Origin of the sequence: Pseudomonas sp. RIT288 (genome assembly GCF_000631985.1) — a bacterium.
Taxonomy (GTDB): domain Bacteria; phylum Pseudomonadota; class Gammaproteobacteria; order Pseudomonadales; family Pseudomonadaceae; genus Aquipseudomonas.
This window is the reverse complement of the sequence record NZ_JFYN01000007.1, coordinates 58,230-82,494: the sequence shown is the minus strand read 5'-3', so window position 1 is coordinate 82,494 and position 24,265 is coordinate 58,230. Positions and strand designations below refer to the sequence as shown.

The 24,265-nt window shown below is 62.2% G+C and carries 25 protein-coding genes; 18 read left to right on the top strand and 7 right to left on the bottom strand.

The window, feature by feature from the left end:
- The first annotated feature begins 18 nt into the window (after nucleotides 1–18).
- A complete protein-coding gene (locus BW33_RS08565) occupies nucleotides 19–1,017 on the top strand; it encodes an NADP-dependent oxidoreductase (protein ID WP_047598340.1) in 999 nt (332 codons plus the stop codon).
- 30 nt (nucleotides 1,018–1,047) lie between these two features.
- On the opposite strand, the gene BW33_RS08560 is transcribed toward BW33_RS08565, so the two are convergent.
- A complete protein-coding gene (locus BW33_RS08560) occupies nucleotides 1,048–2,244 on the bottom strand; it encodes an MFS transporter (RefSeq protein WP_047598338.1) in 1,197 nt (398 codons plus the stop codon).
- A 55-nt stretch (nucleotides 2,245–2,299) separates the two neighbouring features.
- Nucleotides 2,300–3,349: an NAD(P)-dependent alcohol dehydrogenase gene (locus BW33_RS08555; RefSeq protein ID WP_047598337.1), complete on the bottom strand. Its 1,050-nt coding sequence runs from the start codon at nucleotides 3,347–3,349 to the stop codon at nucleotides 2,300–2,302.
- Between the two features lie 160 nt (nucleotides 3,350–3,509).
- Here BW33_RS08555 and BW33_RS08550 point away from each other — a divergent pair, with 160 nt between their 5' ends.
- The 6 genes from BW33_RS08550 to BW33_RS08525 all read left to right on the top strand — a co-directional run bounded on the left by BW33_RS08550 (nucleotide 3,510) and on the right by BW33_RS08525 (nucleotide 10,173).
- Nucleotides 3,510–4,442, top strand: a complete 933-nt coding sequence (locus BW33_RS08550; RefSeq protein WP_047598336.1) for an AraC family transcriptional regulator — start codon at nucleotides 3,510–3,512, stop codon at nucleotides 4,440–4,442.
- A gap of 89 nt (nucleotides 4,443–4,531) precedes the next feature.
- On the top strand, nucleotides 4,532–4,987 hold the full coding sequence (locus tag BW33_RS08545; protein ID WP_027613020.1) for a (2Fe-2S)-binding protein: 456 nt from the start codon (nucleotides 4,532–4,534) through the stop codon (nucleotides 4,985–4,987).
- Complete coding sequence (locus BW33_RS08540) at nucleotides 4,987–7,239, top strand: xanthine dehydrogenase family protein molybdopterin-binding subunit (protein ID WP_047598335.1); 2,253 nt, start codon at nucleotides 4,987–4,989, stop codon at nucleotides 7,237–7,239. Before BW33_RS08545 ends, BW33_RS08540 begins: the two co-directional genes overlap by 1 nt.
- Before the next feature lie 17 nt (nucleotides 7,240–7,256).
- The gene (locus BW33_RS08535; protein WP_047598334.1) at nucleotides 7,257–8,609 is read left to right on the top strand and encodes a c-type cytochrome; all 1,353 of its coding nucleotides are present in this window, start codon (nucleotides 7,257–7,259) and stop codon (nucleotides 8,607–8,609) included.
- Nucleotides 8,610–8,620: 11 nt separating this feature from the next.
- Entirely contained in the window at nucleotides 8,621–9,625 is a 1,005-nt protein-coding gene (locus BW33_RS08530; RefSeq protein WP_047598332.1) for an XdhC family protein, read from the top strand.
- 68 nt (nucleotides 9,626–9,693) lie between these two features.
- Nucleotides 9,694–10,173: a GNAT family N-acetyltransferase gene (locus BW33_RS08525; RefSeq protein WP_047598331.1), complete on the top strand. Its 480-nt coding sequence runs from the start codon at nucleotides 9,694–9,696 to the stop codon at nucleotides 10,171–10,173.
- Nucleotides 10,174–10,289: 116 nt separating this feature from the next.
- On the opposite strand, the gene BW33_RS08520 is transcribed toward BW33_RS08525, so the two are convergent.
- The 3 genes from BW33_RS08520 to BW33_RS08510 all read right to left on the bottom strand — a co-directional run bounded on the left by BW33_RS08520 (nucleotide 10,290) and on the right by BW33_RS08510 (nucleotide 12,535).
- Nucleotides 10,290–11,243, bottom strand: a complete 954-nt coding sequence (locus BW33_RS08520; protein WP_047598330.1) for a bifunctional helix-turn-helix transcriptional regulator/GNAT family N-acetyltransferase — start codon at nucleotides 11,241–11,243, stop codon at nucleotides 10,290–10,292.
- Nucleotides 11,244–11,462: 219 nt separating this feature from the next.
- Complete coding sequence (locus tag BW33_RS08515; RefSeq protein ID WP_047598329.1) at nucleotides 11,463–11,804, bottom strand: hypothetical protein; 342 nt, start codon at nucleotides 11,802–11,804, stop codon at nucleotides 11,463–11,465.
- Nucleotides 11,805–11,890: 86 nt separating this feature from the next.
- Nucleotides 11,891–12,535 carry a hypothetical protein gene (locus BW33_RS08510; protein WP_047598326.1) on the bottom strand — a complete coding sequence of 215 codons (645 nt, stop codon included), beginning with the start codon at nucleotides 12,533–12,535 and terminating at the stop codon, nucleotides 11,891–11,893.
- A 170-nt stretch (nucleotides 12,536–12,705) separates the two neighbouring features.
- On the opposite strand from BW33_RS08510, the gene BW33_RS08505 reads away from it, so the two are divergent.
- From BW33_RS08505 to BW33_RS08480, 6 genes are all read left to right on the top strand, one after another.
- Complete coding sequence (locus BW33_RS08505) at nucleotides 12,706–12,954, top strand: hypothetical protein (RefSeq protein ID WP_047598324.1); 249 nt, start codon at nucleotides 12,706–12,708, stop codon at nucleotides 12,952–12,954.
- 103 nt (nucleotides 12,955–13,057) lie between these two features.
- On the top strand, nucleotides 13,058–14,215 hold the full coding sequence (locus BW33_RS08500) for a GGDEF domain-containing protein (RefSeq protein WP_047598323.1): 1,158 nt from the start codon (nucleotides 13,058–13,060) through the stop codon (nucleotides 14,213–14,215).
- An 8-nt stretch (nucleotides 14,216–14,223) separates the two neighbouring features.
- A complete protein-coding gene (locus BW33_RS08495) occupies nucleotides 14,224–14,718 on the top strand; it encodes a PaaI family thioesterase (protein ID WP_047598322.1) in 495 nt (164 codons plus the stop codon).
- Between the two features lie 269 nt (nucleotides 14,719–14,987).
- Nucleotides 14,988–16,532 (top strand): class I SAM-dependent methyltransferase, encoded by a 1,545-nt coding sequence (locus BW33_RS08490; RefSeq protein ID WP_047598320.1) that lies wholly within the window; start codon nucleotides 14,988–14,990, stop codon nucleotides 16,530–16,532.
- 203 nt (nucleotides 16,533–16,735) lie between these two features.
- Nucleotides 16,736–18,865 (top strand): TonB-dependent receptor family protein, encoded by a 2,130-nt coding sequence (locus BW33_RS08485; protein WP_047598319.1) that lies wholly within the window; start codon nucleotides 16,736–16,738, stop codon nucleotides 18,863–18,865.
- Nucleotides 18,866–18,925: 60 nt separating this feature from the next.
- Entirely contained in the window at nucleotides 18,926–19,243 is a 318-nt protein-coding gene (locus tag BW33_RS08480) for a DUF6966 domain-containing protein (protein ID WP_047598317.1), read from the top strand.
- A gap of 17 nt (nucleotides 19,244–19,260) precedes the next feature.
- Here the strand turns inward: BW33_RS08480 and BW33_RS08475 are convergent, their stop codons facing one another.
- Both BW33_RS08475 and BW33_RS08470 read right to left on the bottom strand, forming a co-directional pair.
- Nucleotides 19,261–19,557 (bottom strand): DUF7660 family protein, encoded by a 297-nt coding sequence (locus BW33_RS08475; RefSeq protein ID WP_047598316.1) that lies wholly within the window; start codon nucleotides 19,555–19,557, stop codon nucleotides 19,261–19,263.
- A 73-nt stretch (nucleotides 19,558–19,630) separates the two neighbouring features.
- Nucleotides 19,631–19,999 (bottom strand): lysozyme inhibitor LprI family protein, encoded by a 369-nt coding sequence (locus BW33_RS08470; RefSeq protein ID WP_047598314.1) that lies wholly within the window; start codon nucleotides 19,997–19,999, stop codon nucleotides 19,631–19,633.
- A 41-nt stretch (nucleotides 20,000–20,040) separates the two neighbouring features.
- On the opposite strand from BW33_RS08470, the gene BW33_RS08465 reads away from it, so the two are divergent.
- The 5 genes from BW33_RS08465 (at nucleotide 20,041) to argE (ending at nucleotide 24,259) form a co-directional block, all read left to right on the top strand.
- Complete coding sequence (locus BW33_RS08465; protein WP_047598313.1) at nucleotides 20,041–20,271, top strand: hypothetical protein; 231 nt, start codon at nucleotides 20,041–20,043, stop codon at nucleotides 20,269–20,271.
- Nucleotides 20,272–20,523: 252 nt separating this feature from the next.
- Entirely contained in the window at nucleotides 20,524–21,843 is a 1,320-nt protein-coding gene (locus BW33_RS08460) for a flavin-containing monooxygenase (RefSeq protein ID WP_047598311.1), read from the top strand.
- Between the two features lie 58 nt (nucleotides 21,844–21,901).
- Nucleotides 21,902–22,318 carry a RidA family protein gene (locus tag BW33_RS08455; protein WP_003225869.1) on the top strand — a complete coding sequence of 139 codons (417 nt, stop codon included), beginning with the start codon at nucleotides 21,902–21,904 and terminating at the stop codon, nucleotides 22,316–22,318.
- A 118-nt stretch (nucleotides 22,319–22,436) separates the two neighbouring features.
- Nucleotides 22,437–23,114: a DUF1028 domain-containing protein gene (locus BW33_RS08450; protein WP_047598308.1), complete on the top strand. Its 678-nt coding sequence runs from the start codon at nucleotides 22,437–22,439 to the stop codon at nucleotides 23,112–23,114.
- Nucleotides 23,111–24,259 (top strand): acetylornithine deacetylase, encoded by a 1,149-nt coding sequence (argE, locus tag BW33_RS08445; protein WP_047598307.1) that lies wholly within the window; start codon nucleotides 23,111–23,113, stop codon nucleotides 24,257–24,259. The genes BW33_RS08450 and argE overlap by 4 nt, the downstream gene beginning before the upstream one ends.
- The last annotated feature ends 6 nt before the right edge of the window (nucleotides 24,260–24,265 follow it).

Here is a 24,265-nt window from a genome sequence, read left to right as displayed (position 1 = left end):
GCCAAGAGCCGCACTACGATGAAAGCATTTCTGATTGATCGCTATGGAAAGAACACCGGGCGCATTGGCGAAGCGCCTGCCCCAGTGGTGGGTGCCCGTGACGTCTTGATCGAGGTACACGCCAGCAGCGTCAATGTGCTGGATTCGAAGATCAGCAGTGGCGAGTTCAAGCTGATTCTGCCCTATGCATTACCGCTGATACTGGGCAATGATCTGGCGGGTGTCGTGGTTGAGGTTGGTTCACAGGTGACGCGGTTCAAACCGGGAGACGAGGTTTACGCTCGCCCGCCGGAAACGCGGATCGGAACGTTCGCCGAATGGATCGCCGTGGACGAAAACGCGGTTGCACGAAAACCCGGTAATACCACCATGGCACAAGCCGCGTCCCTGCCCCTGGTTGCGTTGACGGCCTGGCAAGTACTGGTCGAAACCGCACAGCTGAAAAAGGGTCAGAAAGTACTGATTCACGCGGGCTCCGGAGGTGTTGGCAGCATTGCCATTCAACTGGCCAGACACCTCGGCGCCTTCGTCGCCACGACCACCAGCACCGCGAACGTCGAATGGGTCAAGGCACTGGGCGCCGATCTGGTCATCGACTACAAACAGCAAGACTTCGAAAACGTCCTGCACGACTACGATGTGGTGTTGAACAGCCTCGGCCCGGACGTATTGCAAAAATCACTCAAGGTCCTGAAGCCCGGCGGCCAGCTCATTTCCATCTCGGGACCGCCCACTGCACAGTTCGCACAAGAACAAGGCTTGTCCTGGCCATTGCAACAGGTCATGCGCCTGCTGAGCCTCGGCATCCGGCGCAAGGCGCGCAAGCTGGCGGTCAACTACACGTTCGTATTCATGCGGGCCAATGGTGCACAACTGCAAAAAATCGCCACGCTGGTCGAGGATGCAATCATCAGACCGGTGATTGACCGCAGCTTCTCGTTTGACTCGACGGCAGACGCGTTGAAGTACGTCGAGCAGGGGCGTGCCAAGGGCAAGGTCGTTGTTACGCTCAAATGACAACGCGTCCCCGGCGGCCGGCTGCCCCCGTCAACCGGCCGCGTTCGACTCGACCAGATGAACTTCAGTCGCACTGCGACCGGCGCACCAGGCGAGCACCGACGCAATCACCAACACCGCCGCGCTGAGTTCGAAGGTGGCTTTATAACCGCTCAGATCAAACGCCAGGCCACCGACGATTGCCCCTCCGGCGATTGCCAGTTGCACGATGGCCACGAGCAAGCCTCCGCCGGCTTCGGCATCCTCCGGGAGCGTCTGCGCCAGCCAGGTCCACCAGCCCACGGGAGCCGCCGTGGCGACCAGCCCCCAGAGTCCGAGCAGCACTGCGGTCAGCAGCGGCGATGCGCCGAAGTTGACAAGCGCCAGTGCGATGACCGCCATTATCAGCGGGATAACTGTCAGCGTGCGGTACAGGCCAGTGCCGAGGAATCTTTCGATCACAAAGGTTCCGATGAAACCGGCAACCCCCAGCCCCAGCAGCATCAAGGACAGGGTTGCAACGCTGACCCCGGTGACCACCTCCAGAAAGGGCCGCAGGTAGGTGAACAGCATGAACTGCCCCATGAAAAATACGCTGACGGCGACCATCCCCAAAGCGACCGGCCACTGCTTCATCAGCCGCAGGGCGTTGCCGCTACCGGCCTGACGCTCAAGCTTGAAGGACGGCAGACTGATCAGCAGCCATATGGCCGCCAGCGCGGCGACCGGAACCACACAGAAGAACGCGCCGCGCCAGCCTATCAACGCGCCGAGGAAGCTCCCCGCCGGAGCAGCAATTACCGTCGCCAGCGCGTTTCCGCCGTTGACGATCGCCAGTGCCCGAGGCACTTGATCAGGCTGCACCAGACGCATTGCGGTCGCCGCCGACAACGACCAGAAACCGCCAATGGCGATGCCGATCAGGGCCCGTCCGAACATGAACGAAGGGTAGCCCGGCGCGAACGCAACCACCGTGCCCGAGACGATCATCAGCAACGTCAGCCCCAACAGCAACTTCTTGCGCTCGACACGAGCGGCGACCGCTGCAATCACCAGACTGGTCACCAGGGCGAATGCACCGGACACGGAAATCCCCTGCCCGGCCTGCCCCTCGGTGATGTGCAGTTCTGCGGCAATCGGTGTCAGCAGGCTGACCGGCATGAATTCTGAAGCGACCAGGGCGAAGGCGGCCAGCGACATGGCCAGCACGGCGCTCCAGCCGCGTTGTTCTGTAGAAAGGGAAGTCATTGGAATTACCTGTATTGCGAGAGGCGTCCGGGCGATTGCCCGGACGCACTGTTTTTCACGGTGCCAGCGTCGCGTTGTCGATCACGAAACGGTATTTGACGTCACCCTTGAGCATGCGCTCGTACGCCTCATTGATCTGCTCGGCACGGATCAGCTCGATGTCCGAGACGATGCCGTGTTCGGCGCAGAAATCGAGCATCTCCTGGGTTTCAGGAATGCCGCCGATCATCGATCCCGCCAGGGTGCGACGCTTCATGATCAGGTTGAACACGTTCGGCGATGGATGCGGCGACGCCGGTGCCCCCACCAGCGTCATCGCGCCGTCACGCTTGAGCAGCACCAGCAAAGCATCGAGGTCGTGCGGGGCGGCCACGGTGTTGATGATCAGGTCGAAGCTTTTCAGGTGCGCAGCCATTTGCTGCGCGTCGCTTGAGACCACCACCTCATCGGCGCCAAGGCTTTTCGCGGCTTCGCGTTTCGCCTCCGACGTGGTGAACGCCACCACCTGCGCGCCCAGTGCGTGCGCCAGTTTGATCCCCATGTGGCCCAGACCACCGATGCCCACCACGCCGACTTTCTTGCCGGGGCCGGCGTTCCAGTGCCGCAGCGGTGACCAGGTGGTGATGCCCGCGCACAGCAGCGGTGCCACGCCAGCCAACTGGGCCTCGGGGTGGCGAATCCGCAGTGCGTAGCGTTGATGCACCACGATCGCTTGCGAGTAGCCGCCGAGGGTCCAGCCGGGGGCGTCCGCAGTCGGAAAGTTGTAGGTGCCGATCATCCCGTCGCAGTAGTTCTCAAGGCCTTCGGCACATTCTTCGCAGTGCTTGCAGCTATCGACAATACAGCCGACGCCGACCAGATCACCCGGGGCGAAGCCGCTGACCTGTGGGCCTACGGCGGTGATCCGACCGACGATCTCGTGACCGGGCACACAAGGATATTGTGTGCCCTCCCATTCGGCCCGCACCTGGTGCAGGTCCGAGTGGCAGATACCGCAATAGGCAATCTCGATCTGCACGTCTTCCGGGCCGGGATCGCGACGGGTGATGCGCAGAGATTCAAGCGGTTTGTCGCCCGCATGGGCGCCATAAGCGAAGACTTGCATAGCGTCTCTCCTGTAATGGTTTGACACATTCTCCCGGTCGATTCACCTCTGCCCTAGTGCATTCCTCTTGAATGCTTGCCTGATCCTCTGAGGTTGCAGGGTGGTGTATAGGAAACGTCTGTGCAGCGGATTAGAGTTAGCTCAACAGGAGTTGCCCGACATGATCCCTACCCCCTCGCGCCACGAATCACCTTTGGCGTTGAACATCGACTCGCGCGTGAGCGTAGCGGGTGACTTCGCCACGTCGATACCTGGCCTGTCGCTGTTTCGTCGCGATCAGCCGGCACCACCGACCGTGTGCATGATCGAGCCGAGCCTGATTCTGGTGGGCCGTGGGGAAAAGCGCTTGTGGGTCGGCGGTGAGGGTTACAGCTACGACCCTTCGCGGTTTCTGGTCACCTCGCTGGATCTGCCCGCCAATTCCGAAGTGATGCTTGCCAACCCCGAACAGCCCTGTGTCGGGCTGGTGCTGAAACTGGATGTCGGCATGCTCGCCGAGATCCTCAGCAAAGGTGGCTTGCCTGCGAAACGGCAGCCGTCGATGAACACGGGCGCTGGCATTGGCAACCTGTCGTCCGCGCTGGAAGGCGCGCTCGAACGCCTGCTGGCATTACTCGACGAGCCCGAAGCGATCCCGGTGCTGGCGCCGCTGATTCTGCGGGAAATCCATTATCGGCTGCTCAATACCGATCAAGGTGCACGGCTGCGGCAGATCACGGCCGTCGATGGCCAGGGTTATCGCATCGCCAAAGCCATCGACTGGCTCAAGCTCAACTACAGCGCAGCGCTGCGTATCGACGAACTGGCGGCGCGGGTGCAGATGAGCGCGCCGACCTTTCACCACCACTTCCGCCAACTCACCGGCATGAGTCCGCTGCAGTACCAGAAGTGGCTGCGATTGAACGAGGCCCGCCGGCTGATGCTGATGGAGCGTCTGGACGTTTCGCGAGCGGCGTTTGCGGTCGGGTATGAAAGTCCCTCGCAGTTCAGCCGCGAATACGCACGCCTGTACGGCACCGCACCCAGTCGGGACATCGCGCTGCTGCGTGTCGAACCCTTCGCCGCAGAAGCACTGGGCAACGCGGCCAGTTGAGCAAAGAACACGCTTTACCGGTGAGGCGCCTCGCAGCGTTTCACCGCCTTATAAAAATGCACGTCAACCGATGATCGAGCGGGTGAACCATGGAACTACGAATCAACCAGAAAACCTATCAGGTCGATGCCGACGCCGATACGCCCCTGCTGTGGGTGATCCGCGATGATCTGGGCATGACCGGCACCAAGTACGGCTGTGGACTGGCGCAGTGCGGTGCCTGTTCCGTGCTGGTGGACGGCAATGTTGTGCGCTCGTGCGTCACGCCGGTGGCCGGCGTGGTTGGCCGCGAGGTCACCACGATTGAGGCGATCGAGGCCGATGACGTCGGCAAACGGGTGGTCTCGACCTGGGTTGATCTGCAGGTCGCCCAGTGCGGCTACTGCCAGTCCGGGCAGGTGATGGCCGCCACGGCGCTGCTCAAGCAAAACCCCAAGCCGAGTGACGCGCAGATCGAAGCGGCGATGGTCAATCTGTGCCGCTGCGGCACGTACAACGCCATTCATGCCGCCGTGCATGAGCTGGCCGGCAAGGGAGATGCCTGATGAACGTGCGTATCGATCCTGCTCAGGAAGCATCAGCACTGGCTCTGCACGAACCGATCAATGTGTCGCGCAGACGTTTCCTGACCGGCACCGCCGTCGGCGCACTGGTGCTCGGTTTCGGCCTGCCGCTGGGCACGACTCGCGTGCAAGCGGCAGTGGCGGCCGCGACTGCCGAGCGCGGCACGCAGGTGCCGGCGTTTCTGGAAATTCGCCCGGACAACCGCGTGCGCCTGCTTTGCCCGTTCATGGAAGGCGGGCAAGGTACGTTCACCGCGATGGCGCAGATCGTCGGTGAAGAGCTGGATGCCGACCCGTCGACGTTCCTGGTCGAAGCCGCACCGCCCGGCGAAGCGTATGTGGTGATGGAAAACGGCATGCGCATCACCGGCGGCAGCATGTCGGTGCGCATGAGTTACCCGGTGATGCGCCGCCTCGGCGCCCTCGCCCGCGCCATGCTGCTGCAGGCGGGCGCGCAGAAACTTGGGGTGCCGGTCAGCGAACTGGGCACCGAACCCGGCAAAGTCGTGCACGCCAAGTCGGGCCGCTCGCTGGCCTACGGCGAACTGGCCGGGCACGCCATGGATCTGCCGGTTCCCGATCCGGCCTCGGTGCAGCTGCGTGATCCGAGCCAGTTCCGCTGGATCGGTAAACCGGTGAAGCGCCTCGATGCCTACGACAAGTCCACGGGCAAGGCGCTCTACAGCATCGATCTGAAGGTCGACGACATGCTGCATGCCGCCGTTCAGCATGCCCCGCGTTTGGGGATGACCGTGGGCAACCTGCGCAACGAAGAGCAGGTCAAGGCGATGAAAGGCGTGCATTCCGTGCATCGCCTGCCGGGGGCCGTGGCGGTGGTCGCCGAGCGTTGGTGGCACGCCAAACGTGCAGTGGAAGCAATACAGGTCGACTGGCAGGAGCCAACGGCCGACAGCAAAGTTCGGCCGATGCCCGCGGATTTTTCCAGCGACGCCTGGCTCAAACGCCTGGCTGAAGACAAAGGCCCGGCCAAGGATGATGAAAATCAAGGCGACGTGGCTGCAGTTCTGGCCAGCGCCAAGACCCGGATTGACGCCACGTACCACAACCAGTACTTGAACCACGGCCAGTTGGAGCCGCCGTCGGCGCTGGCCCGATTCAATCCCGACGGTTCGCTGGAAGTCTGGCTGCCGAATCAGGCGCCGGACATGTTTCGTGCCGACATCGCCAAACGCACCGGGCTGGATCCATCGCGCATCACCTTGCATTCGCCATTGCTGGGGGGCTTCTTCGGTCGGCATTTCCTCTACGACGCCGCCAGTCCCTACCCCCAGGCGATCGAGTTGTCCAAAGCGGTTGGTCGCCCGGTCAAACTGATCTGGAGCCGCGAGGAAGAGTTCCTGCGTGACGTGCTGCGTCCCGTAGCCGCGGTGAATTTCCGCGCCGCGCTGGACAATGACGGCTGGCCGCTGGCAATCGAAGCGATCAGCGCCACCGAAGGCCCGACCGAGGCGCTGGCCGGCAAACAGGGTGAAAAACTCGACCCGACGGCGCTTGAAGGGTTGTCGGGCAAGTCCTATGCGATCCCCAACAAGCGCATCGCGCAGATCTACGCCAAAGGCCCGGCGATGCTTGGTTACTGGCGTTCGGTGGGCAACTCGCTCAACGACTTCTTCTATGAGTCGTTCCTTGACGAACTGGCCGACAAGGGCGGCAAGGACCCGTTCGAATTGCGCCTGCATCTGCTGCGCGACAACCAGCGACTGACCACGTTGCTGCAAGCAGTGGGCGAGCTGTCGGGTGGCTGGAAGCGTGGGCCGTTTACCGCGGCGGACGGCAGCAAACGTGCCCGAGGCGTGGCGATGGCGTCGCCGTTCGGTACCCAGACGGCGGTGATCGCCGAGGTCTCCATCGAGAACGGTCAGGTCAAGGTGCACGATATCTGGCAGGCAATCGACCCCGGCAGCATCGTCAATCCGGCGATTGTCGAAGCCCAGGTCAATGGTGCGGTGGCGCTGGGACTGTCGCAGACCCTGGTGGAGGAAGCCGTGTGGATTGATGGCAAACCGCGCGCGCGCAACTACGACCTGTATCCGATCCTGCCGCCTGCGCGGATGGCTCGGGTCCACGTGCGTGTTGTCGAGAGCGGGGAAAAAATGGGCGGCATCGGCGAACCACCGCTGCCCGCCGTCGCACCCGCCGTCGCCAATGCGGTGGCAACGCTGACCGGGCAACGGGTGCGCAGCCTGCCCATGAGCCGACACACCTTCACTTGATCAGCGCCGGAGCGTCCATGAATAACAGCCGATTCGCAAGAACCGCAGGCTGGCTGGCAGTGCCGTGCCTGGTCGCGGCAGGCCTGCTGGCCTGGTATGTCACCCGTGAGCCTGTCTCGCGCCTTGAAAACAACCAAACCGCCGTGGCCGATATCGACCCGGCGCTGGTCGCTCGTGGCGAATACGTCGCCCGACTCAGCGATTGCGTGGCGTGTCACAGCGTGCCTGGCGGTGCGCCGTTCGCTGGCGGCCTGGAAATGGCCACGCCACTGGGCGCGATCCACGCGACCAACATCACCCCGGAGCCGGAAACCGGCATCGGTCGCTACAGCCTGGCGGACTTCGATCGTGCGGTACGCCACGGCGTGGCACCCGATAGCCGTCGTCTGTACCCGGCGATGCCCTACCCGTCCTACGCCAAGCTCAGTGACGACGATGTGCGAGCGCTGTACGCGTTCTTCATGAAAGGCGTGGCACCGGTCAAGCAGGCGAATATCCCGAGTGCGATTCCCTTCCCGTTGAACCTGCGCTGGCCGATTGCGCTGTGGAACGGTGTCTTCGCCGATACCGAGCCTTACGTGACCAAACCGTCGCAGGATGCCGTGTGGAATCGCGGCGCTTATCTCGTTCAAGGTGCCGGGCACTGCGGCAGTTGCCATACGCCGCGCGGTCTGGCGTTCAACGAGAAAGCCCTGGATGAATCCGCCACGCCGTACCTCGCCGGCGCCTTGCTCGATGGCTGGTATGCGCCGAGCCTGCGTGATGACCACAACACAGGCCTGGGCCGCTGGAGTGAGCCGGAGATCGTGCAGTTCCTCAAGACCGGGCGCAATAAACACGCGGTGGTTTACGGCTCGATGACGGAGGCGTTCAACAACTCGACGCAGTTCATGAGCGATGACGATCTGACCGCGATCGCCCGCTATCTCAAGTCATTGCCGGGGGACCGTCAGCGCGACGGCCAGCCATGGCAGTACCAAGCGGTTTCGGCGACGGAACGTCTGGACGCGCCCGGTGCTCATACCTTCGTCACGCGCTGTGCTTCGTGCCACGGCCTCGACGGCAAGGGCCAGTCCGAATGGATGCCACCGCTGGCCGGCGCCACTTCGGCACTGGCCAAGGAAAGTGCCTCGGCGATCAACATCACCCTCAACGGTTCGCAGCGGGTGGTGGCGGCCGGAGTGCCGGACGCCTATCGCATGCCGGCCTTCCGTGAGCAGTTGTCGGATCAAGAGATCGCCGAAGTGCTGACCTTCATGCGCAGCACCTGGGGCAATCAGGGCAGTGCCGTTGAGGCGCAGACGGTCAACAAGCTGCGTGAACGCACGGATCCGGCCAGCAGCAGCCCGATCATCCTGCAAATGCGTTAGAGGAACGTTTGATGGAAAGTATCGACTTGCTGGTCCTGCGCACCGCGCGGGACTGGCTCGCCGCCGGCGAGCGAGTGTTGCTCGCCACCGTGGCGCGCACATGGGGCTCTTCGCCGCGCCCGACAGGGTCGATGATGGCCTTGCGTAACGACGGGCGCGTGGTCGGCAGCGTGTCCGGCGGCTGCATCGAGGACGACCTGATCCATCGCTACACCACCGCGCATGGCGGCAGCGGCCTCAAGGACAGTGCGCCCGAGGTGGTGCGCTACGGCGTCAGCGCCGACGAGGCACATCGTTTCGGTTTGCCCTGTGGCGGCACGCTTGAGCTGATTCTGGAGTTCAACCCGTCGTGGCAGGTGCTGGACGAACTGCTGGTGCAACTGGATGCCGGGCAACTGGTGCGCCGCTGCCTGGCACTGGATAACGGTCGCGTCACACTGCAAGCCACGGCAACTCCTGAGCAATTCAGTTTCGACGGCGAACAGATGCTCAATACCCTCGGGCCGGGGTATCGGCTGCTGATGATCGGTGCCGGCGCGCTGGCCGAGTATCTGGCGACCATGGCCCTGTTCAACGGCTTCAAGGTCGCAGTGTGCGACCCACGTGCCGAATACATCGAAACCTGGGCGGTGAACGGTGTGGAGCGGATCATCGGCATGCCGGATGACGTGGTACGCGACTTCGCGGTCGATCTGCGCACCTGCATCGTCGCCTTGAGTCATGATCCGCGACTCGACGATCTGGCACTGCTCGAAGCCCTTCACAGCCCGGCGTTTTACATCGGCGCCATCGGTTCGCGGCGCAACAGTCAGCTGCGCCGTGAACGTCTGATCGAGCATTTTGGTGAGACCCAGACGTCACTCGAGCGCCTGCACGGGCCAATCGGCATCTACATTGGCAGCAAGACACCGGCGGAGATCGCGGTCAGCGTGATGGCCGAGATCCTGGCCGCGAAGAATGGCGCCAGCCTGCCGAAGGCGTTTTCGATCGCCAGAGCAAAGGCGCAGGAAGCCTGACTGGCTGGAACAATAGCGATCAACAGAGCCTTTCACGGCTTGCGCGTAATCAAGGAGCACCGCACGACATGGAACAAATCACTTACCGCACCGCGACGGGCGACGACGCGTTGAGCATGTGTGAACTGGGGCAATTGCTCAACGACGTCCATCACACTGCCCGCCCCGACATCTATGCCCCTCCCACCGCGGATTTTTCCCGCGACCTGCCCCACTGGTCAGGCCTTTTCGAAAAACCCGGTCACGTTGTGTTCATCGCTCATGTCGACGATCAACCTGCGGCGTTTATCACGGCCAGCCTGTCGGCAAGTTCAGGGCCGTTGATGCAACCGCAGAATGTCGTTCGCATCGGCTCGGTGTGTGTTGCCGAACAGTTTTCGGGACAAGGCATCGGCCGTGGGCTGATGAATCTGGTGAAAAACTGGGCGATCGAACAGGATGCCCAGGATCTGCGTTTGACCGTCTGGCCGTTCAATAGCCGTGCCGCGCGAATGTATGCGGAGTTCGGCTTTGAGACTCGGGCTGTCGAAATGGGCATGCGTTTGTAGCGGTTTGCCCTCGTCCAGACCTTTCCGGCACTGCGCGCAGCGATCTGGAAATCACGGCTTTCGCCAACCGGATGGCGGACATGTTCAGCGCCTGCGTGATGACGCTGAATCAACCTTCAATGTGAGGCGGCTGCTCGGGTGAACTGCTGTTCCGTCACCACGCTGCCCCACTGACTGCCCTGCTCTTCCATGGTCAGCTCGAACCCGGCCGCTTCGTACAGTCGGCGCGCGGCGTCGAGGCCCTTGAAGGTCCAGAGTTGAATCGCGTCAAAACCCTGCTGATCACAAAACTCCACCGCCGCGCTCAGCAGTTGCCGGCCGACGCCACTGCCGCGGCAGCCGTCGTCGAGGATGAACCAGCGCAAATGCGCCTGATTGTGGCCCAGATCCTGCCCGTCGATCGCGATCGAGCCGACGATGCGCTCATCAAGCGTGGCTACCCAGATCTGGTTGCAGGGCTGATCGAGGCGCCCGACAAACTCCGCCGTTTCACTGGCGACGCGGCTTTCGAAGATCGCGCCGAAACCGGAATGCCGCGAGTAATAATCCGCATGCATTTGCGCCACGCGGCCGATCAGGCCGGGGCGATAGCCGGCGCTGATGTGCAGGTTCGGCGTGAGTGGCCGGTCGGCGCCCAGACGGATGGTCTTCAGCGCATGCGCGTAGGTTGAAAGGCCCTGCGCCACGCTCTGTTGTTGCGACGGATTGAGCGTGTTCAGTGCCTTGCTGACCTGAGCCTGGCCATAGGCATGAATGTCGGCGACGGTCTGCCGGCCCTGCGCCGTCAGGTGGAGACGCTTGACCCGGGCGTCCTCGGCGGCACGCTCCTCGATCTCCCCGGCCTTGATCAGCTTGCCGACCATGCGGCTGACACTGGATTTTTCCAGACCAAGGCTTTGCGCCAGTTGTGCAGCGCTGACGCCGTCCCCGGCCTCGATTTCCAGCAATGCGTGCACGCCGGAGGCTGAATAATCGGTCGCCGCCAGAGTAGCGCGCAGGAAACCGAATTCACGCACCATCGTGCGCGACGCTGTACGGATTTCTTCGATCAAGGCTGTAGGGATACTCATGACACATTACCGCTGAAATATTGGTTGTACTATACAACCATATTCCAATATGACGGTGCAAGAAGCCGACGACACCGGGCAAGCGTTCGATTGTCGACATCGCCACAGCAGCAAACGTCAGGCAAAAAAAAGCCCCGCAACCGAATGAGGTGCGGGGCAAAGTATTGGTTGGTTGCGGCCAACCAAAGGAGCTCGGTCAGAACTGTTTGCGCAGCCGGGTCAGATGCAATCCTGGGCGGCGCGTTCAAAACTTGAAGGCAGGAAATTCGAGGCCAGCAAGTGGCGCTCGTAGATGAACACCTTGCCGCCGTTGCCGGCCTTGTAGGCTTCCAGCACGTTGTCTGCAGACACCTTGCTTGGCACCACGATCCGGTAGCTGCGCTGGGTCTGCGAGACGGTCGGTTTCAGCGCACTGCCCTGCAGCTTCGGCACCACGCAATCGGCGTATTGTGCCGGGGTCTTGCTGGTGTGCAAGGTCAGCGTCGGGTCGTTCGGTGCGGAGGCGCAACCGGCGAGCAGCAAGGAGGCAACGGCCAGGGTCGGGGCAAACAAAGCACGCATCGGGGTAATCCTGAAAATAAAGGTTCGGTTCAACTGGCAGCGGTTCAGCGTCACGGCGCCGCCGCTGCCCTTTTGGTTTTGAGTGTTCAGCTGGAAGCCACCAGCGCCTTGAGCGAGGCGTCGAACTGCTTCAAGGCATTGAGTTGCAGGTCACGTTGTTGCTCGATCTGCGCGGCAATTTCGTGCGCCGCTTTGTCGTGTACCCAGACCGCCGGGATCTGTTTCTCCACCGAGCCTTCGGCCTTGCCGATGTATTGCAGGTCGGCATCGTAGAAACGCGCGATAAAGTGCGCCTCGTACAGACTGTTCTGCTGAGTCAGCAAGCGGTTGAAGGTATCCAGTTTCACCACGATGTCCGGATGCGCCAGAATCAGGGCATCGAGGTTGTCGTAAACGGTCACCGACATGAACTGGCGCTGCAACGAGCTGAGCAACCAGTCGATCGCCAGTTCCGGGTCGGAGCTGCTGACAAAGGCGGCGCGGATTCGCGAATCCAGCGCATCCTTGGCACCGTGCAGCGCCATATCGTGGTAACGCGTCAGGTATTGCAGGTTTTCCCGGGTGTTTTCGCTGTACAGCACACCCACGGTCTGTGAATGCTGCAAAGTCGCGCTGCTGCCGGCGATGGGCTGAAGACGACACGCACAGGCGTCGCCGGCGTAAGACGGTGCCGTGGCTACCATGCCGCTCATCAGCAGAGCAGTCAGCACCAGTCGGGTCAGGGTCTTCATCGCGCAATTTCCTTGAGCTGCGTTTTCAATGAAGGCAATTTTCCGCCTATTGCCTGCAAAGCTGAACTTGCGTTTCGTGATGGTCACTATTACTTCTAGCGATAGTTACCGACGATAAAGACGGGTACACACTCATCCACAATGAATAAAACAACAGTGAGGACGCCGATTTGAGAACCTTTGACCTGATCCGCGACGCGGTTTTGCAGGACTTTCGCGAGCGGGTGGCGGAATACCTGGTGCAGTACGAAAACGTGTTGCTGGACAAGGACATCACCGATGCGCAGCTCAAACGCGATACCGCCAATCAGTTGCGTGGCTATTTGCGCGGGTTGAACACCACACGGGTGCTGGGCATGGCTTATTGGGAAGAGCTGGATCGGCGGGTCGTCGACACCTGGCTCACGCCTCACGAATGAGCGTGGACGCCCGTCGGTGATGATCGTCTGCGGAGCCTGCCAAAACCGGCCCGAACGCTTACAATCGGCGGCCTTACCGACCTTCTGACAGGCTCACCCGGAAATGCCGCTCGCCCCACCAACGATGCTGACCATCTCGATCGCTCTGGCAGCCGCTGCCGCGCTGTATCTGGCGGTCGAGTGGCGCAGCATTCGTGAACCTTCGCTGCTGTTCTGGAGTGCCGGTTTCGCCACGATCACCGTCGGTTCCACCCTGGCCCTGCTGCGCAGCAACGGCTTTTTGCTGATCGGCATCTGGTTCGCCAACGGCTTGCTGGTGACCGCGCACTTTCTGTTTCTGCTGGGGGTGGCGCGCTTCACGCAGACCCGCCTGTCACGCGCCTGGTACCTGATTTTCGTCACCTGGCTGGTTTTGCTGTTACTGCCGGACGGGCCGCTGTGGTCGAAAGTCATGCTCGCCGCCAACTCGCTGCTGGTGGCTGCCTCGACGCTCAAGGCCAGTTTGCTGTTGCGCCCGCATGGCAAATCGCTGAGCGTCGGCGCGGTGCAATTGCGCTACGTGCTGCTCGGGCATGGGATTTTCTATGTGGCCAAGGCGCTGACCGTGATGATCCCGGGCACACTGATCGACCTGGCCGCGTTCCGTGGCGTAATCATCCAGATCTCGCTGGTCGAGGGCGCGATGGCGATCATGCTGATCGCACTGTCGATGACCGGCACCGAGCGCTACCGACGCGAGGAGCAGATCGCGCGACTGGCCGCCCGTGACCCGCTCACCGCCCTCTACAACCGCCGCGCCCTCGACATGCGCGCGCCGCGCTTGCTGCAGGATGTCTCCCCGGCGCATCCGGGCGCCCTGCTGCTGATCGACATCGACAACTTCAAATCGGTCAACGATCAGTACGGTCACAGCGCCGGCGACCGCTTACTGGTGGCTTTGAGCGAAATGATCCGCGCCGAGACCGCCGATGAAGCGCTGGCTGCTCGCTTGGGCGGCGACGAGTTCGTGATTTTGCTGAGCAACGCGCCCAGTGATCACATCGTCAGACTGGGTGACGCCCTGCGCGATCAGTTTCAGCGCAGCGCCGCCCAGGCATTCCCCACCGCCGAACCGGTGACACTGAGCATCGGCGCCACCCTGTTCAACCAGCCGCCGGCCAGCCTCGCGGCATTGATCGAACAAGGTGATGCAGCGCTGTATGAATCCAAGCGCGGCGGCCGCAACCGCCTGCGCCTGACCGGGCTCACCACTTCAGGATGACCAGACCCATGACCCGTTCCGAGACGCCCCTGCAAGACCTCGCCGCCCCCGAAGGCGTTTGCTACGGCTGCGGCGGCCGCAACCCCCATGGCTTGCACGTCAAAAGCTACTGGCACGAGGACGGCGTGCACGTCATGGCCGAACACCTGCCGGACGACAAATACTGCGGCTGGCCGGACCTGGTGTACGGCGGCCTGCTGGCGATGCTGGTCGACTGCCACTCCAACTGGACCGCGATGGCTTACCACTATCGCCACGAACAACGTGAACCGGGCAGCCTGCCGCGCATCGACTGCGTCACCGGCAACCTCGGCATCAAGTTCATCAAACCCACACCGATGGGCGTCACCCTGACCTTGCGCGCCAGGGTCGAAGGCGAAGTCGGGCGCAAGACGCGGGTGATCTGCGAGGTGTATGCCGGGCAAGTGCTGACGGCGGTGGGCGATTCGGTGTTCGTGCGGGTCGATACCCACCAACTGGCGGACGCAGCGCACGGCCGCTGAATCCCCCCGCTCCCTGTAGGAGCTGCCGCAGGCTGCGATCTTTTGACTTTGACCTTCAAAAGCAAAATCAAAAGATCGCAGCCTGCGGCAGCTCCTACAGAGCATGGCGCTCGAACGAACCCGGGCGCGCAGCCCCACAGCAGCGATGGCAGAGGGACGTCTACGCATCTCTGCAAGCGTAAGATTCACTTACATGTTTTTCCGCTTGTCGTGTGCAATGCCAACCCCTTATAAGAGCGGCTCTCACTCGCGAATTTAAGGATGTACACATGAGCAATGCCTGGAACGAAGGGTATTTTACCGACGAGGGTTACACCTATTCGTACAGCCGGGAAATCAACCCGGTGTTCCAGCGTTTTTGTTTGTTGTTGCGTGGTTTTGCCACCCTGGAAAGCGCTGGTGGCTACCACTGCGAACTGGGCTTTGGCCAAGGTGTCTCGATCAACATCCACGCCGCCGCCAACCCGGGCAACTACGTTGGCACCGACTTCACGCCGTCCCAGGCCGCGCATGCCATGGCGCTGGCGAACGACTGGAACAGCCAGGCCCGTCTGTATGACGACAGCTTCCAGCAACTGCTGGCCCGCGATGATCTGCCGGCCTTCGACAGCATCAGCCTGCATGGCATCTGGTCCTGGGTTAACCGCGACAATCAGCAACTGATCGTCGAGTTCGCCCGCCGCCACCTCAAGCCCGGGGGCATGTTGTACGTGAGCTACAACTGCTTCCCGGGCTGGTCGCCGTCGGCGCCCCTGCGCAATCTTTTCAGCCTGCACAACCGCTTTGCCAGCCAGGCCTCGACCAGCCCGGCCAAACGCATCGATGCCGCGGTGCAATTTTCCGAGACGCTGTTGGCGGCCAATCCGAAGTACGCCAGAGCGGCGCCGGCCCTGGGTGCCCAGCTGCAGAGCATCAAGGGTCAGAACCGTCAGTACGTGGCCCATGAGTATTTCAATCGCAACTGGGACTGCATGTATTTCATCGACGTGGTCGACGCCATGACCGCGGCCAAACTCGACTACGCCACCACGGCCGTACCGCTGGACACCGTGGCCGCGCTGAACCTGAGTGCAGAAGGCATGGACTTTCTGGAAGGTATCGAGCACCCGATCATGCGCGAACAGGCGCGCGACTATTTCATCAATCAGAACTTCCGCCGGGATCTGTACGTGCGCGGCGCCAATCGGTTGTCTGCCGCCGAGCAGCGCGATGGCTTGCTGAGAAGCCGTTTTGTCCTGTTGCAAGCCATCGACAGCATTCCCGGCACGGTCACAGGCCCTGCGGGCGAGGCGTCCTTACAGGCGGACATTTACCTCCCGGTGCTCGCAGCGCTTGCCGCCAATGCCTACGAAGCGAAAACCTTGCAGCAATTGTCGATGGCCGTCGGCACCGTTTCCTATGACGATCTGGTGCAGGCTGTCACCGTGCTGATCGGCATGGGCGTCGCCGCCCCGTGCCAGAGTGAATCCGCCGAAAGGCAGGTGCAGGAACGTTGCGACACCCTCAACCTGCAACTGTGCAAGCGCGCACTGTTCAACAGCAACATTCAGGTGCTGGCCAGCCCGGTCACTGGCGGTGGCGTGCCGATCAGCCGCGTCCAGCAGCTGTTCCTGATTTCGATCAAGCAAGGCATGACCGATCCGCAAGACTGGGCGCAGTTGGCGTGGGCCGTCATCGGTGAGCAGGGCGAAGTGCTGCACAAGGGCGACCAGCCGCTGCTGACGGCTGAAGAAAACCTTGCCGAGATGACCGAACGGGCCCGGGCATTTGCCCAGACACCGCTGGACATTCTTATGGCACTGAAGATTGCTTGATCCTGATATACGCCGGACGACTGGCCGCGATAAAACGCGACCAGTCGTCTGCGTGTATGGCCCTGACTGCCGCCTCCTGAGCAATCCTGCCCCACCTATCGCCCCGCTCCCCAGGCAAAAAAGCAAAATTGCCATGTGTTTCCATCGTTCCTTCTTGCGTCGCACTGTTCATTGCCCGTTCCCGTCTGCCTGGAGTTTCCTTGATGCCTGCGCCCAAATCCCTGCCCTCTGCCCTGCTGGGCCTGGCCCTCGCCTGCCCGGTCATGGCCGAGGAACCCAAAGGCATGGAGTTGGGACAGGTGCTGATTTCGGCTGAGGAACAAAGCGGCACCGATGCCTCTGTGACCGAGGCCCAAGCGCGCCTGGCGCAAGTGCCCGGCGGCAGCAATGTGGTCGACATGCGTCAGCCGTTGCAGGGCCGGGTGGCGAGCAATCAGGATGTGCTGGCGTATCAGCCGGGGGTCTACGCACAGTCGGCGGGCAATGAAGGAGTAAAGATTTCCATCCGTGGCTCGGGGATCAACCGCGCACCGGGCGCGCACGCTTCGGGGCTGTACACCCTGCTCGACGGCCTGCCGCTGACCGGCCCCGGCGGCACACCCTACGAATTGCTCGAACCGCTGTGGCTCGACCATGTGGAGGTGCTGCGCGGCGCCAACGGCTTTGATCGCGGTGCACTGGCACTGGGCGGCGCTGTCGATTACGTCAGCCACACCGGCTACGACGCGCCGAAACTGCAGGTGCGTTATGCCACCGGTAGCCACGGTTATCAGCAGCGTCAGGTGAGTTCCGGGCAGGTGCTGGGCGATTTCGATTACTACGTGTCGCTGACCGACTCGAACGCCGACGGCTATCAGGATCACACTGCCAGCGAGAGCCAAGGCGTGATCGCCAACTTCGGTTATCGCTTCAATCCGAACCTGGAAACCCGCTTCTACTTCCGCTATCGCGAGACCGACAACGACCTCGCCGGCCGCGTGACCAAGCACTCGATCGAGCACACGCCAAGGGCGGCCAACCCGGCCTACGTGACGCGCGATGACAGCCGTAAACAACCGGGCAGCACCTTCATCGGCAACAAGACCACCTACTACATCGACGATGATTCGAGCATCCAGACCGGACTGGTCTATCACGACTACCCGATGGACCTGCGCGAAGGCCCGAACCGCCTGAAAGTGGCCTACACCGATGTCAGCGGCACGTTCGACTACAAGCGCCGCGACACCTTGTTCGGCATGGAAAGCCGCAGCACTGTCGGCCTGCGCACCACCAAACACCTGCCCAACGACGGCGCCAGTGAATTCGTGCGCATCCCGTCCGGCAACACCGCCGCGTATGCGCCGGGCACCCGCATGCGCAACTTCACCTATCAGGGTTCGGACACCGTTCTGCACGTGGGCAACGACCTGGAAATCGCCGACGACCTGTGGCTGACCACCGGCCTCGCCGCCATCTACACCCGCCGCGAAAGCGCCGTCACCTACCCGCAAAGCGGTGGCAAGACCAGCCTGAACGACTGGGATTACGCGCCGCGTCTGGGCCTGCGCTATCAGGTCACGCCGGACCTGCAACTGTTCGGCAACCTCAGCCGTTCGGTCGAAGCACCGCACCCGTGGTCGCTGATCTACAGCTCGAACATCCGCTTCCCGACCGGCAACGGTGCGGCGACCGGCACCCAGAGCGATCCGGTCAAACTGCAGAATCAGACCGCGACCACCCTCGAACTCGGCGGTCGCGGCGACAGTGCACTCGGCCAGTGGAGCCTGGCGTGGTACTACGCCCAGGTGCGCCACGAATTGCTTTCGGTACTGCCGGACGCCAACGCCGTCACCCCATATGAACTCAACGCCAGCCCCACCGTGCACCAAGGCGTGGAAGCCAGTCTGCAGAGCACGCTATGGTCAGCCGCCGACGGACGTAAGTTGAGCCTGCGCCAGGCCTACACCTTCAGCGATTTCCACTACCGCGATGACCAGCGTTTCGGCGACAACCGCCTGCCCGGCCTGCCGATGCACTACTACCAGGGCGAACTGCGCCACGACTGGCCACAAGGCTTCTTCGCGGCGGTCAACACGCAACTGGTGTCCAAAGTCGCCGTGGATTACGCCAACAGCTACTACGCCGATCCCTACGCACTGTTCGGCGCCACCGTCGGCTACAACGCGCCGAAAAACGACTGGCAAACCTGGCTCGACCTGCGCAACCTGACCAACAAGCACTACGCCGCGACGGTGACGCCGGGGTATGACGACAAAGGCCAGGATGCGGCGCGGTCCACGCCGGGCGAAGGGCTCGGGGTTTATGTCGGGGTGTCGTGGAGTCTGCTTTAAGGGTTTAACGATTCGCTCATCCGGTGAAAGCCAGCGCGATCAAACGGGAGTTTTCAGGAAATGGGACCGAAGACGCAAAAGCTGCTCATTGTTCTTGATCAATTGATCGAGGTACTTGAACACGATGGAGACATGCACTGGAGCCAGTGGATGCGCAACACAAGAGCGCGTCTTCTTGCCTCTGATTACTCCGGGATCACCTACTTGTTATCGGCCTACGGTGGTATGGGCTCGTTCAATGATGTGGTTTTAGGGCAAAGTCGCGTCAATGGGGTATTTACCTGGAAACCCGGCTACATCGAGTTGAACGAGCAATTCGACACGTTGCGTGCCGAGGCTGCACAACTGGCCAAGGCAATCAGGGACTCGCAAAACTGACATCCCCTCGCCCCCTCTCACTCATAAAACTTGCCGGCCAGCAAAATGCTCGCACAGCGCTGCCATACGTTGGCTGAAGAGACATCTGCCCCTACCAGCCTGGAACTGTCGATCGCCCAGGCACCCGCAGCTTCAAGAAACGCATCCACAGATCCATTTTCCCAACCCAAGGCGCCCAGACCATAGGGTGACAGCGGTTCGTTCATCGTCCTCTCAAGGGCGAAATCGGCACCCAGTGCCTGAATAAACGCAATGAACGATTGCTCGTCGTTCACACGCTCCAGCAACTCATCAAGATCATCAGAGCCAGACATCGTGGCAATTTCCTGTTGGCGAATGGTTTGCCCGGGATGCTGCTATGCATCGACCTGAGGGTCAATCAGTCCGTCAAAACGGCCCCTGCGTCATCACTCGCGTCTCGATGATGTTGCGCAGCGCAGCGACGCGCTTCTGATACAGATCAGTCAAACACCCGACCTTGGCGCCGCAGGCCTTGCGGCTTTTCAGGAAGTCCTGCTGCTCACCGATCAACGCATCGCGTCCGCCCATCGGCAGCAAGCGTTTGTCGAGGCTGAACAGCTCGCCCATGGTTACGTCCAGATCGTTCAGCGTGCGGTTGGCGCAGACGGCTTTTTCGTCTGCCGCTTTGGCCTTGGCGCAGTCGAAACTGGCGGCGTGTGCCGAATTGGCAGCGATCAGCAGCGCACAGCCGAGGGCGGCAGCGGTCACCCGTGAAATTTCTCGAACTCGCGTCATGTCGTCGTATCCAACGTTGTAAGTCAATGGAGGTATGAGAAATGAAAAGCACCGACGACAGCAAGCCTGCAACACCGCATAACGCGCCACCGCTCGACTCTTCCGGCAAACCGGTGGATGTGGTGCGCCGCGATCTGGAGGACCGCGACGACGACACCCGCGTCGTGGATGAGGTCATTACACCGACGTCCATTCGCGAAAAGGAACAGGACGCCGAGGAACTCAAGCGCAAGACCGATGCGATTGAACGCAAGGTGGCCGACGGCAACTGAGGCGACGCTCCCCGTCCTGAAGTAGAGTTTTCTCCTCTCTGTCCCGGGTTTTCCTGCCCGGGACAACTCTCCCCCCCTACCCTGAAACCCTCGGTTTTACTGGGCTTTTCCTGTCTGCTTCAGCAATTTGTATTCACAGCCCAGCTTAATAATATTTTACCGATACCCCCCTCCTGCCTAGTCTGACCGCAAGCAAAACGGACAAGCCTGAAGCGATCCGAATCCACTTGCCTTGCCAGGAAGGATGTAGAAATGACCACTGAAATAATAAAAACAGACACGCTTGTCGTGGGGGCCGGACAGGCGGGTGTGGCGATGAGCGAGCACCTGAGCAAACTCGGCGTGCCGCACCTGGTGCTGGAGCGCAGCCGCATTGCCGAACGCTGGCGCAGCGGGCGCTGGGACTCGTTGGTGGCCAACGGTCCGGCGTGGCACGACCGTTTTCCGGGGCTGGAATTCGATGATGTCGATCCCGATGGTTTCGCCCCCAAGGAGCGCGTCGCGGACTATTTCGAAGCCTATGCGAAGAAATTCAACGCGCCGATCCGCACCGGGGTCGAGGTCAAAAGCGTGGTGCGCAATGTCGGGCGTCCGGGCTTCACCGTCGAGACCTCCGAAGGCGTGATCGAGGCCAGCCGTGTAGTGGCGGCAACCGGCCCGTTCCAGCGCCCGGTGATCCCGCCGATCGCGCCGCAAGACCCACGTCTGTTGCAGATCCACTCCGCTGATTATCGCAATCCGCAGCAACTGCCCGCAGGCGCGGTGCTGGTGGTGGGTGCCGGTTCGTCCGGCGTGCAGATTGCCGATGAATTGCAGCGTTCCGGCAAGCAGGTTTATCTCTCGGTCGGCGCCCATGACCGTCCGCCGCGTGCCTATCGCAACCGTGATTTCTGCTGGTGGCTGGGGGTGCTCGGCGAGTGGGATCAGGCGGCGATGAAACCCGGCCGTGAGCACGTGACCATCGCGGTCAGCGGCGCCCATGGCGGGCGCACCATCGATTTTCGTGGTCTGGCCCATCGCGGCATGACCCTGGTCGGCGTGACCGAGTCGTTCAATAACGGCGTGGTGACCTTCAAGCAGGATCTGCGCGACAACCTTAAACGTGGTGACGAGAACTATCTGGCGCTGCTGGATGCCGCGGATGCCTACATCGAGCGAAATGGCCTGGATCTGCCCGAAGAACCCGAGGCGCGCGAAACCTATCCGGATCCCGAGTGCGTGAAAAATCCGCTGCTCGATCTGGATCTGGCCGAAGCCGGGATCACTTCGATCATCTGGGCCACCGGGTTCGCCGTGGATTATTCCTGGCTGCAGGTCGCAGCGTTTGACGACAAGGGCAAACCGCAGCACCAGCGCGGCGTATCCAGCGAGCCGGGGGTGTATTTCCTCGGACTGCCATGGCAGTCGCGACGCGGTTCGTCGTTCATCTGGGGCGTGTGGCACGACGCCAAACACGTGGCCGATCACATCGCCACCCAGCGTAAATACCTCGATTACAAGGATGCCGAGCAGCGTGAAGCCGCCCTGCATTCGACCGCCAGCACCAAGGCCGCCGGTACCGTCGACGCTTGATTGCCCTCTTTCGCGGCGGTGCCCGGTGCGCCGCTGAACACTCAGTCTGGAGCTGTACATGAGCAAGCCAACCCACACCCGCATCCGTATGTTCAACACCAAGGACACCTACCCGAACCAGACCCTGGACAACGATTTGTGCCAGGCCGTGCGCGCCGGCAACACCGTGTATGTCCGGGGTCAGGTCGGCACTGATTTCGACGGCAATCTGGTGGGCCTCGGTGATCCGCGCGCGCAGGCCGAACAGGCGATGCGCAACGTCAAACAGTTGCTGGAGGAAGCCGGCAGCGACATGAGCCACATCGTCAAGACCACGACTTACCTGATCGACCCGCGCTACCGCGAGCCGGTGTATCAGGAAGTCGGCAAGTGGCTCAAAGGCGTGTTCCCGATTTCCACCGGGCTGGTGGTGTCGGCATTGGGGCAGCCGCAGTGGCTGATGGAGATTGATGTGGTGGCGGTGATTCCCGAGTAAGTCGGCAGACCGAGTTGCGGCCATCGCGAGCAGGCTCACTCCCACATTGAAATGCAATCCCCTGTGGGAGCGAGCCTGCTCGCGAAGAGGCCGGCCCAGACACACAAGGAGTTAGACCATGACCTTTTCAATCGCAGCCCGTTGCCCCGATACCGGCCAGTTCGGTGTCGCCATCAGTTCCTCCAGCATCGCCGTCGGTGCGCGTTGCCCGTGGCTGCTGCCAGGCGTCGGCGCGGTGTCGAGCCAGAACATCACCCTGCCGTCCCTCGGCCCGGAAGTGCTGGCGCTGATGGAACAGGGCCAGGCGCCCGACGCGGCGCTGGACCAGGTGCTGACCCGCAACGGCTACAGCCAGTACCGACAGATCACCGCGATCAACCACCTCGGCCAGACCGCGCATTTCAGCGGTGCGCAGACCCTCGGCGTGCACAACGCGGTCTCCGGCGAACAATGCGTGGCCGCCGGCAATATGCTCGCCGGGCGTGCGGTAATCGAGGCGATGGTCAGGGCTTTTGAAGACGGCGAAGGTCAATTGGCCGATCGCCTGCTCAAGGCTTTGCACGCCGCACAAGCCCTCGGTGGCGAAGCCGGGCCGGTGCATTCGGCGGCCGTGGTGGTGGTCGGCGAACAGACCTGGCCGATCGTCAATCTGCGGGTCGACTGGGCGGACGCAGACCCGATCGGCCAGTTACAAAAACTCTGGGACGCCTATCAGCCGCAGTTGCAGGACTACATCGACCGCGCGCTCGACCCGGCCAAGGCACCGGGCTATGGCGTTGCCGGTGATGATCGATGAACAGCGTCGCGTTGCTCAGGACGCTGGTGGGCTTCGACACCACCAGCCGCGAATCCAACCTGCAATTGATCGAGTTCGTGCGCGACTACCTCGCTGGCTTCGATGTGCCGTGCGAGCTGATCTACAACGCCGAGCGCAGCAAGGCCAATCTGTTCGCGACGATTGGCCCGGCCGAGCAACCGGGCATCGTGCTCTCGGGGCACACCGATGTGGTGCCGGTCGATGGTCAACCATGGACAGTAGCGCCGTTCGAACTCAGCGAACACGACGGCAAGCTGTTCGGGCGTGGCACCGCAGACATGAAGGGCTATATCGCCTGCGTGTTGACCTTGGTGCCGGCGCTGGTTCAGACAACACTGCGCATGCCCGTGCACATCGCCCTGTCCTACGACGAAGAAGTCGGCTGCCTCGGGGTGCGCTCGCTGCTCGCCGAACTGCAGCAGCGCCCGGTCAAACCGCTGCTGTGCATCATCGGTGAACCCACGGAACTGAAACCGGTGCTCGGCCATAAAGGCAAACTGGCGATGCGCTGCGACGTGCACGGGCATCCGTGCCATTCGGCCTACGCACCGCTGGGGGTCAACGCCATCGAGTACGCCGCCGAGCTGATCGGCGAGCTCGGGCGCATCGGCCAACAACTGAAGGCGCCCGAGCAGCACGACGCGCGTTTCGACCCGCCCTACAGCACGGTGCAGACCGGAGTGATCAGCGGCGGCAAGGCCTTGAACATCGTGCCTGCCGATTGTCGCTTCGACTTCGAAATCCGTGCCCTGCCCTCCCAGGATCCGAGCCTGGTCGCGCAGCAGTTGCAGGCCTACGCCGAGCAGCAAGTGCTGCCGCGCATGCGTGCGGTCAGCGAGCACAGCGCGATTCGTTTCAGTGAGCTGTCGGCCTACCCGGGCCTGGCCACCGATGCGCAGAGTCAGGCGGCGGAGTTGATCGCGGCGTTCTGCGGTTCGCGGGCGTTCGGCACCGTGGCGTTCGGCACCGAGGGCGGGCTGTTCGATGCGGCGGGTATTCCCACTGTGGTCTGCGGCCCCGGCAGCATGGATCAGGGGCACAAACCGGACGAGTTTGTCAGTCGCGCGCAACTCGATGCCTGCGATGCGATGCTGCAACGGATGTTGGCCTCGATTCGCGCCTGATCCTTT

Coding starts and splice junctions, on each gene's coding strand:
- BW33_RS08565 (WP_047598340.1), top strand. CDS start 19: ATGAAAGCATTTCTGATTGATCGCTATGGAAAGAACACCGGGCGCATT.
- BW33_RS08560 (WP_047598338.1), bottom strand. CDS start 2,244: ATGACTTCCCTTTCTACAGAACAACGCGGCTGGAGCGCCGTGCTGGCC.
- BW33_RS08555 (WP_047598337.1), bottom strand. CDS start 3,349: ATGCAAGTCTTCGCTTATGGCGCCCATGCGGGCGACAAACCGCTTGAA.
- BW33_RS08550 (WP_047598336.1), top strand. CDS start 3,510: ATGATCCCTACCCCCTCGCGCCACGAATCACCTTTGGCGTTGAACATC.
- BW33_RS08545 (WP_027613020.1), top strand. CDS start 4,532: ATGGAACTACGAATCAACCAGAAAACCTATCAGGTCGATGCCGACGCC.
- BW33_RS08540 (WP_047598335.1), top strand. CDS start 4,987: ATGAACGTGCGTATCGATCCTGCTCAGGAAGCATCAGCACTGGCTCTG.
- BW33_RS08535 (WP_047598334.1), top strand. CDS start 7,257: ATGAATAACAGCCGATTCGCAAGAACCGCAGGCTGGCTGGCAGTGCCG.
- BW33_RS08530 (WP_047598332.1), top strand. CDS start 8,621: ATGGAAAGTATCGACTTGCTGGTCCTGCGCACCGCGCGGGACTGGCTC.
- BW33_RS08525 (WP_047598331.1), top strand. CDS start 9,694: ATGGAACAAATCACTTACCGCACCGCGACGGGCGACGACGCGTTGAGC.
- BW33_RS08520 (WP_047598330.1), bottom strand. CDS start 11,243: ATGAGTATCCCTACAGCCTTGATCGAAGAAATCCGTACAGCGTCGCGC.
- BW33_RS08515 (WP_047598329.1), bottom strand. CDS start 11,804: ATGCGTGCTTTGTTTGCCCCGACCCTGGCCGTTGCCTCCTTGCTGCTC.
- BW33_RS08510 (WP_047598326.1), bottom strand. CDS start 12,535: ATGAAGACCCTGACCCGACTGGTGCTGACTGCTCTGCTGATGAGCGGC.
- BW33_RS08500 (WP_047598323.1), top strand. CDS start 13,058: ATGCCGCTCGCCCCACCAACGATGCTGACCATCTCGATCGCTCTGGCA.
- BW33_RS08495 (WP_047598322.1), top strand. CDS start 14,224: ATGACCCGTTCCGAGACGCCCCTGCAAGACCTCGCCGCCCCCGAAGGC.
- BW33_RS08490 (WP_047598320.1), top strand. CDS start 14,988: ATGAGCAATGCCTGGAACGAAGGGTATTTTACCGACGAGGGTTACACC.
- BW33_RS08485 (WP_047598319.1), top strand. CDS start 16,736: ATGCCTGCGCCCAAATCCCTGCCCTCTGCCCTGCTGGGCCTGGCCCTC.
- BW33_RS08480 (WP_047598317.1), top strand. CDS start 18,926: ATGGGACCGAAGACGCAAAAGCTGCTCATTGTTCTTGATCAATTGATC.
- BW33_RS08475 (WP_047598316.1), bottom strand. CDS start 19,557: ATGTCTGGCTCTGATGATCTTGATGAGTTGCTGGAGCGTGTGAACGAC.
- BW33_RS08470 (WP_047598314.1), bottom strand. CDS start 19,999: ATGACGCGAGTTCGAGAAATTTCACGGGTGACCGCTGCCGCCCTCGGC.
- BW33_RS08465 (WP_047598313.1), top strand. CDS start 20,041: ATGAAAAGCACCGACGACAGCAAGCCTGCAACACCGCATAACGCGCCA.
- BW33_RS08460 (WP_047598311.1), top strand. CDS start 20,524: ATGACCACTGAAATAATAAAAACAGACACGCTTGTCGTGGGGGCCGGA.
- BW33_RS08455 (WP_003225869.1), top strand. CDS start 21,902: ATGAGCAAGCCAACCCACACCCGCATCCGTATGTTCAACACCAAGGAC.
- BW33_RS08450 (WP_047598308.1), top strand. CDS start 22,437: ATGACCTTTTCAATCGCAGCCCGTTGCCCCGATACCGGCCAGTTCGGT.
- argE (WP_047598307.1), top strand. CDS start 23,111: ATGAACAGCGTCGCGTTGCTCAGGACGCTGGTGGGCTTCGACACCACC.